General features: G+C 35.4%; 4 protein-coding genes. 1 reads left to right on the forward strand and 3 read right to left on the reverse strand.

Annotated elements, in window-relative coordinates; translation table 11 throughout:
* Positions 1–86 precede the first annotated feature (86 nt).
* Positions 87–818 (forward strand): metalloprotease, encoded by a 732-nt coding sequence (locus tag MMP72_RS06475; protein WP_241315616.1) that lies wholly within the window; start codon positions 87–89, stop codon positions 816–818.
* On the opposite strand, the gene MMP72_RS06480 is transcribed toward MMP72_RS06475, so the two are convergent.
* From MMP72_RS06480 to MMP72_RS06490, 3 genes are all read right to left on the reverse strand, one after another.
* Positions 815–2521: a CapA family protein gene (locus MMP72_RS06480; RefSeq protein WP_241315618.1), complete on the reverse strand. Its 1707-nt coding sequence runs from the start codon at positions 2519–2521 to the stop codon at positions 815–817. The genes MMP72_RS06475 and MMP72_RS06480 overlap by 4 nt on opposite strands.
* 19 nt (positions 2522–2540) lie before the next feature.
* Entirely contained in the window at positions 2541–4205 is a 1665-nt protein-coding gene (locus MMP72_RS06485; protein WP_241315620.1) for a poly alpha-glucosyltransferase, read from the reverse strand.
* Positions 4206–4317: 112 nt separating this feature from the next.
* Positions 4318–8049, reverse strand: a 3732-nt coding sequence (locus tag MMP72_RS06490; protein WP_241315622.1) for a BapA/Bap/LapF family large adhesin, incomplete at its 5' end; no start/stop codon positions are given.

The raw sequence follows: 8049 nt of genomic DNA on the forward strand, positions 1-8049 counted from the left end.
TCCCTTAAAAAATCTGTTAGCATATTGAATCTCAGAATAAAACTTCTAAAGAACAATTAAAATTCTTACGAATAGAGAGAATGAAGATGCGATCAAAACTAATATTTCTTACAGCATTGAGTTTGGCTTTCACAACCTCATGTAGCACTCAAAAAAAACCACCTGTAAAAATCACACCTTATAAATATAAAATTGACTCCCCTAATGATCTACCTGTCGTCTATGTAAGCTTTATTTTCACACTCAATCATCCTCAAGCAAAAGTATTTGATACTCCCTTGCAAATGTACAAAGAGTTAGAAATTTTAAATCGTTATTTCGTTGATGAAAAAAATCAGAAAATTTTTAAATTTAAAATTAATCATTATTATTCATATCATGAATTTAGTAAAAGAAAATGTGATTTAGCAAATCATTTAAATCAACCTTTACCAATCATCACACAAAACATACCTGATGCAGTTAAACGTTGTTTTCCCCAACGTAAAAGTAAGGAGGTACTTTTTATTATCTATGACTCGTATAGTAAAAAACTAAAATATAGTGATATCACGAGTTGGGGTTTCAGAAATCACGGACAGCCATTTATTCTCATAGACTGGGAAAGACTTAACCATCAAACTCAGGCAGCGAGTATTCATGAAATGGGACATGCTTTTGGATTAGGGCATGTATGTGCGCCCAACGCGAAGAAAAAAACACCAACGAATATTATGACCAGCTATGATTGTAGATTAGGAAGTGGTGGGTTACGCAATCTTGGCTTTACAACTGAACAATTGAATATAATACTAGAGAATTATTCAAGATATCCTTAAAATTTTAACTCAACAAATAATCCAAAATCATTTCTTTTATATTGGAAGTCATCTTCCATTAATGAAGCTGTTAAATATGAACTTGCTTGCTCAAACTGATGTTCATCGACAGGATATGGCTGCCAAAAAGTTTTAAGATTATTTGTAAAAATTGGATAGAGTTGAATAATCTCTTCACTCACATTAATTCTTACAATGACACCAAATGACAAAGCCTGATATTTATCATACTCTCCATTACTATTAAATACGCCATTCCCAATTCCAAAAACAACAGGTTTATTATTAAAATATTTAATTGATTGAATCGTATGTGCACCGTGCCCTATAATGAGATCAACACCGATCTGAGTAAGTAAATTTGCCAAAACCTCTTGTTCAGGATGAGTTGGTTTAAAGTCTACTCCCCAATGACAGATCAAAATAACTTTATGGCTTGGATGATTTTTTTTATAGTGAGTAATTTGTTCAAATAAAATTGCATTTAAACAAGAAACACCCGCACTACCTCCTAATGCATATGAATTATAATCCTGATATGCAACATCTCGATGCCAATAACCATTAAAAATTGCAATTATTTTATTATTAGTTTGAATTTCAATAAATTTATGAGCTTGTTGTTGATCTAATCCTGCACCAATAAAATTAATACGTGCATCTTCAAAAGATTGTAAAGTATATTTTAAGCTTTCTGCACCATAATCTTTTAAATGGTTATTCCCCAAACAAACAGTATTTATATGGATGCGATGAAACTCTTGAAGTGTTTTATTTACATTAGCACCCAAAATAAAAGCTTTTTTCCCTTCCAATGGAGACGTCTTTTCCAAATTAAAAACAGCTTCAAAATTAGCAATATTCACATCTTCTTGGTTAAAAAAGTTTTTTATTTTCTCAAATGAATATTGATATCCATAACGCTGTAAAGCATCATCTACTCCCTTATTTTTACGAATCTCTGTATAATATTCTCCAAAATAAGTATCACCAATGATATTAAGCCAATCGCTCTTTGCTTGAATTGACTCTGTAGGAATTTGACCTGCTGTAAAGTAGTGATAATATGGTACTAAGTGATCTATACGATGGATTTTGTCTAATAAATAAAACACACCAATACTTCTATTTTCTGCACGATATGAGAAATATATTGGTTTATTCAAATAATCTAAAACCAGAATAGCATCCAGTTGAGAACATGTGAATAAAGAGCTAGTCGGTACTAAATTATGCCCTTGAATGACTAAATTCTTTTTAAAGACTTGCTTAACTAACTCATTTGGCATACTAAAAATCGCTTCAGCTAACCTATATAGGTCTCTAATACTCTGCATAGTTGAATCAATTTTTAATTCTTGCAATTTTTCTTTAATCGCATATTGAGCCTGACCTGAACTGCCAAATAATTGAGACAAAAGCTTTAAACTTAGCTCAGATGATTGTACGAAAGCCAGATACTGTAATAATTCCAAAACTGAATAAGATTGTTTTTCATTGGGGTTGAATAGATTGTCTTGGGCACTCCCCTCAAGTACGATCTCTTGCTGTAGTTGCAATGGGTTTGTATTCACCATTTCTAAAGCGAGAAGTAACATGACCCAATTTGAGCAATCTACAGCAATTTTTGTTTGCCAAATGGGATGCTGAAAGTCCTCTATTCCTATATGAGTTATAATTTTAATTTCTTGAGATACATCCATTTATTTAAATCCTAATCTCTTAACATTCAAAGTGCTGAACATAAGAAATATATCCAGAAAGATTATGTTCTTGATCATCAATACGAACCCTAAAACGATCATGACGTACATAAAAAGCATGTAAAATTTTGTCTGGACGAGCCATATACATAGCGACTTCTGGATAAAAAAAGCCTGTCCGTTGAAACTCTGTCCGAAATTCTATTAGCTTTTTTAATTCTTCAAAATGTGATTTGTTAAAAAGTTCTTCCAATTCTAATGTTCTCATCCTGTCTATCATTTGATAAGCCGCCATCATCATTTCTAACAAAGTGGCATAACTCGTCTTGCGATTACGGATGAAAATCATATGTCTTAGATAATTTTTCATTCCAAACAAGAAATATTTTTCTTCTGGGCAAATCTTGGTAAGTTCATTTGTGCAATAACTTAACCAATGATCATGATAACGCTCATATCTTTCAGCAATAAAATGATCAAACATTAATTTCACTGTTTCTAGTAGTTTTTGTTCAGGTTGTAGTTGATATAAACGTAATAATGCCAGAGCTGCCTCACCATCATAATATACGATCCGAAATTTATTTTTTAACGCTAAACTTGGGTAATGCAGTACATGTGTGGTTGCACCAGATTCACTCACCATAGATAAAATTCCATTGGCTAAGTACTTGGCATAGTGGATATAACTATTATCACCTGTAAGCTCTTGATATTTAGTTAACATGAGAATCGCAGCTGCGTTTGCACCTAACTTAATTTCATCTAATTTATTTAACTCACTACCGTCCAACATATAAGCAAGTTGCGCATTTATCTCAATATAAAAGTTTGTTAAAGCGTATTGTATTGCTAACTTAATTTTTTTTAAGCGACTTTCTTTTTTTTCTATCATTAGTGTTTCAATGAGAGCATATACGGTTGTGCAATGCCGAATCGTATTGTAACTACGAATTGGTCGATCATAAGCAGGAAAACTTCCATAAATAAATTTTCCATCCTCCAAAATTTGTGAATCTATAAAATCAGCATTTTGCTTAATCATCATTTTAAGATGTTGTTTTTTAGGCTCAGCTAAATATCGAACTCCGTTTTCTGTAAATTGACTTTGTAATTGCTTGAGTTGACCATTTTCATAGAACACAGCATAAGTATCAAATGTCCAAACATCTTGAAGTTCATTTATCTTTACTGGTTCTTTTTGTTCGTTATATTTACGCAATATAGTGGTATTTAAGTTTTTTTCATCAAAAAAATTAGGTTTGTCGTAACTTAAACCACGAATAATGGCTCGACCATAAAGTTCTTGTTCTAGGAAACAAATTTCGAAATTTTCATCAAAACTAATTCCTTTTCTATAGTGATTATTATGAAATTGATTCCTTACAATCTCTTCAATATTTTTCCAACTTTCTTTTTGAATATTAAAAGCAAAATCAAATTTTAAAAATGTACATAACGATTGATCCTCTTCATATTGTTGTTCAAGAAAATGGAAAAGTTCCTGCCGAACTGTAGAAAAGTCTGCATTTACCGAGTTCCAAACTTGACAGCGCTGGGTTCTCTCTCCGTAAGAATAAAAAATTACAGTTTTATCAACTCCACTATGGTGTCGTGCTTTCTCTAGGAAGTCATTCAATTGACTTTTTAATTGTTTAAAGTCCGAATTCAAAGTAAGTTTCATATACTAAGTTTCTATAATTTATAAATATTTTAAACAAGATAACATATATTTTTATCAGTTCAACATAACAAAAAAAGAGAACCCGAAGGTTCTCTTTTTTTAAGCGTAATGATTAGTAAATAATTTGACCATTGTTAAGCAAGTCTTGCAACGTAACCTCGCTTGTGATGTTAGTTAATTGCAATAATGGGGTTTCGGTATAAGTACCTTCAAGAAGTAATCCACCATCACGGTCAACACTAACGGTAACAGTCTGTGATCCAGCGTCATAGCTAATGTCAACATATTGACCGATGGTAAGCGCATTTTGAGAACCATCTAATAAGTTAGTTAAATCAATCTTATCAGCTTGTCCGTCAGTTGCTGTATCACCTAAATGGAAATCAGTCCAAGTATCGACTCCTCCACCCGATGTGTTACCACCCGTCGCATCCGCTATATTCAAAATACTATAAATCAATGTGTCTGAACCATTTCCAAGCGTAAAGGTATCATTCGCAGATGTACTCAATACTGTTTGATTTAATTCAGCTGTTACATCAATCGTAAGTGATGAAATAGACTCGGTTCCATCTAGACCAACTAACTTATAATCAATTACATCAATCGCAGGAGTTACAGTCGCATCATTGGCTTGGTAGTAGTAACTACCATCCGTATACATGACTAACTGCCCTTCACCAGTATCAATCAATTGACCTGCTGCAATCTCGTAAAGACCAGTAACAGGATTCAATACAAACAGCTGAGAACCTTCGAATACATCAGCTACACCGCCAGACACATCACCATTCAAAATATTTCCTTGAATCCAATCTGATTGGCCATCGGCTATATATTGATTGAGGTATACAAAGTCTTGGGCTACCGAAACTGTAGAAGCATAGTTTGTTACTGAAGCCCCGCTTGTTGATACTTGTAGTGTATATGTACCTTCAGGAACATCAGCAAATACTACTTGTGCAGTGGTACCTCCAAGTAAATCGAGCAATGCAGTTTCAGTAGCTGTTGCGACAGTTACACCCAGCGAATTAACTAATGTAAACGTATAACTAGGGAATAAACCTGCTATTGACGCTCCCATTTCGGCAGTAATCGTCAGATCAGATGCTGTACCAGCTGCAACAGTAATCGCTCCAGAAGAACTACCAGATTTAATTGGATTCAATATGGATGAAGTAGTAGAGAAACTGAAGACATCTGTATCAGCAATACTACCTGTTTCATTCACCATACTGACAGTTGCATCATTCGCATCAGGATTTGCCACTGGTGCAGGTATTACAGCATCCAGCGATGGATCTGCTGTATCCCAAGTAATATCAACATCAGGTGAACCAATTTGTATATGCAATGTGGCTGTGTCTGTTCTGCCAGTAATTGGATCAGTCACGGTATATACAAAGCTATCTACTTTACCGATATTCGCAGTATCTGCTGTCGCCTGATAGCTATAACTTCCATCAGCATTTAATGTCAGAGCACCATAAACACCGCTGATAATCGTTGGGGTACCAACCACTACTGGAGAGGTATTGCCATTTTCTGCTTCAACAAAAGTCACAACAGAGTCACTAGTAATGTAGTCAGGCGTAAACCCTGTGCCATAAACTGCTGAATCATCATCAGTAAGCACATTACCATTTACAGCATTAGCAACTAACGTTGGAGGTTGAGTAATATCACCGTGATTCAATGTAATATCAGCAGTAACACTACCTAAAGCTGTAAGCAGTGTGTCACTTTCCATAAATAGTTCGTAGGTACCAGCACCAAGATTATCAATTTGGAATTCAACAGTAGAACCGAAGATTCCAAGTAGATCGATCAGACCAGTATCACTATTGTCAGCAATTACAGTTCGAGAACCATCTGGATTAACTCGAGTTAATACAACATTCAAACCATCAATTACTGTTACAAGTGAACCAAAGTCAACTGAGATTAAAGCATCTGTGAGATTACCTGGATCAACAGTAAATGTTGCTGTACCTTCGTTTGCACCAATAACTACACCACCAACACCTAGTAACCAACTATAGCTAATTGCATTATCCAATACTTCTTGAGTAACTGGATAAACCATATCGATAGATGCTGACTCAACATTATCCATAGCATCGACAGGAAGTGGACTATTAATAACAGCAGGTTGAGATGGATCTAGATCATTCCATGTCATATCAACACTGTCACTATCCAGATGTACATAAAGTATCGCATCTGAAGAATTTCCCGTTACAGGATCAAGTAACGTGTAAGTAAACTGATCCACTTGACCTAGATTTAATCCATCTGCGGTCGGTGTATAAGTATAATTACCATCTTGATCTATAACTAGATTTCCATAAGTACCAATAATGGTTGTTCCTGCTGGATCGATAGCAACTCCATCAACCATCGATATAATGGCATTATTGCTTGCTGCATCAACTTCACCAGTTATGCCAGAATCATTAATTACATTGCCTGATACTGGCGCAACTGAATAACCGTCAATAATGAATGGGTTATATACATCCATTGTTCCAGTTAAAGTACCACCCAAACCTACACCTAACAAACCGTCATAACCAATGAATGCTCTATATTGACCAGCATCTAGCCCTTCGAGTACAGCTGTTGGTGTACCACCGATTAGAGATAAACTAATCAATGAAGCTTCAGGATTGTCACCGCCTACTGATACCCATTGCCCAGTCGTTGCATCAAATTTTTGAACAACAATCGCATAATCACTTAATAGATCAACTGTCAATAATGCATCAAAGGTGAATGTTGCTGTACCTTCGCGATTCTCATCTACTGTAAAAGCAACTGCATCTGTACCAAGTAATTGAAGATCTAAACCAGCCAATGAGATTGCCGCAAGATAGCTTGCACTTCCTAGAGCAACATCGTCAGCAACAAGCAATGGTTCTGGATTAATCTCAGCAACAGCAAGATTATCAACGGCTTTCACTGAACTTAATTCAATCGTTAGTGTCGCTTCTGCCGCATCTCCCGTAACTGGATCAAATAATGTATAGACAAATACATCAGTTTGACCGACACCAGCAGCATCTAAATTAGGCGTATATGTATACGTACCATCAGGATCAATCACCAAAGTACCGTAAGTACCATTAATTACTGTATCAGCACCAGTTACTGGTTGACCATTTACAGCAGTTAAAACAGTTGTCGGCGTTACAATATCAGTCTCACCACTGGTATTAATATCTGTGATGACATTACCATCGGCATTTTCAGTATAATAACCACCGATTTGAGTTGTATCATAGACATCCATAGTTCCAGTTAAGGTACCAAGTAAACCAATACCAGCAAGACCATTATAGGTCATGAATGCGCGGTATTGACCTTCTTCTAGCCCTTCGATTACAACACCTGGTGTTGAACCTAATAAGGTCAAGTCTAGAATATCAGCTTCACCACCACCATAAATTGAAGTCCATTGGCCTGTTGCTGTATCAAATTTCTGTACCACTAATGAGTAATCTGATAATGCATCAACACCAATTAGAGCGCTATAAGTAAATGTTGCTGTACCTTCTTGATCTGCAGCTACGTTGAAATCAATCGATTCCGAACCTAACTGTAAATCCAGTCCAGCAAGTGAAATTAGCGCTAAGTAAGTTTCACTGCCCAACACGGCATCATCTTGCACTAGTAATGGTTGCGGAGCCAGTACAGCAGTATCTGTATTATCAAATGCTGTTATTGAGCTTGTACTAAGTATAGTTAAAGTCACATCTGCATCCGCAACATCAACGTTACCTTCGCTATCCACTGCTTCTGCATGGATCACGATTTCACCTGTGATTGGATCTGCTGTACTTGC

Source organism: Acinetobacter sp. NIPH 2699, from assembly GCF_022549355.1.
GTDB lineage: Bacteria > Pseudomonadota > Gammaproteobacteria > Pseudomonadales > Moraxellaceae > Acinetobacter.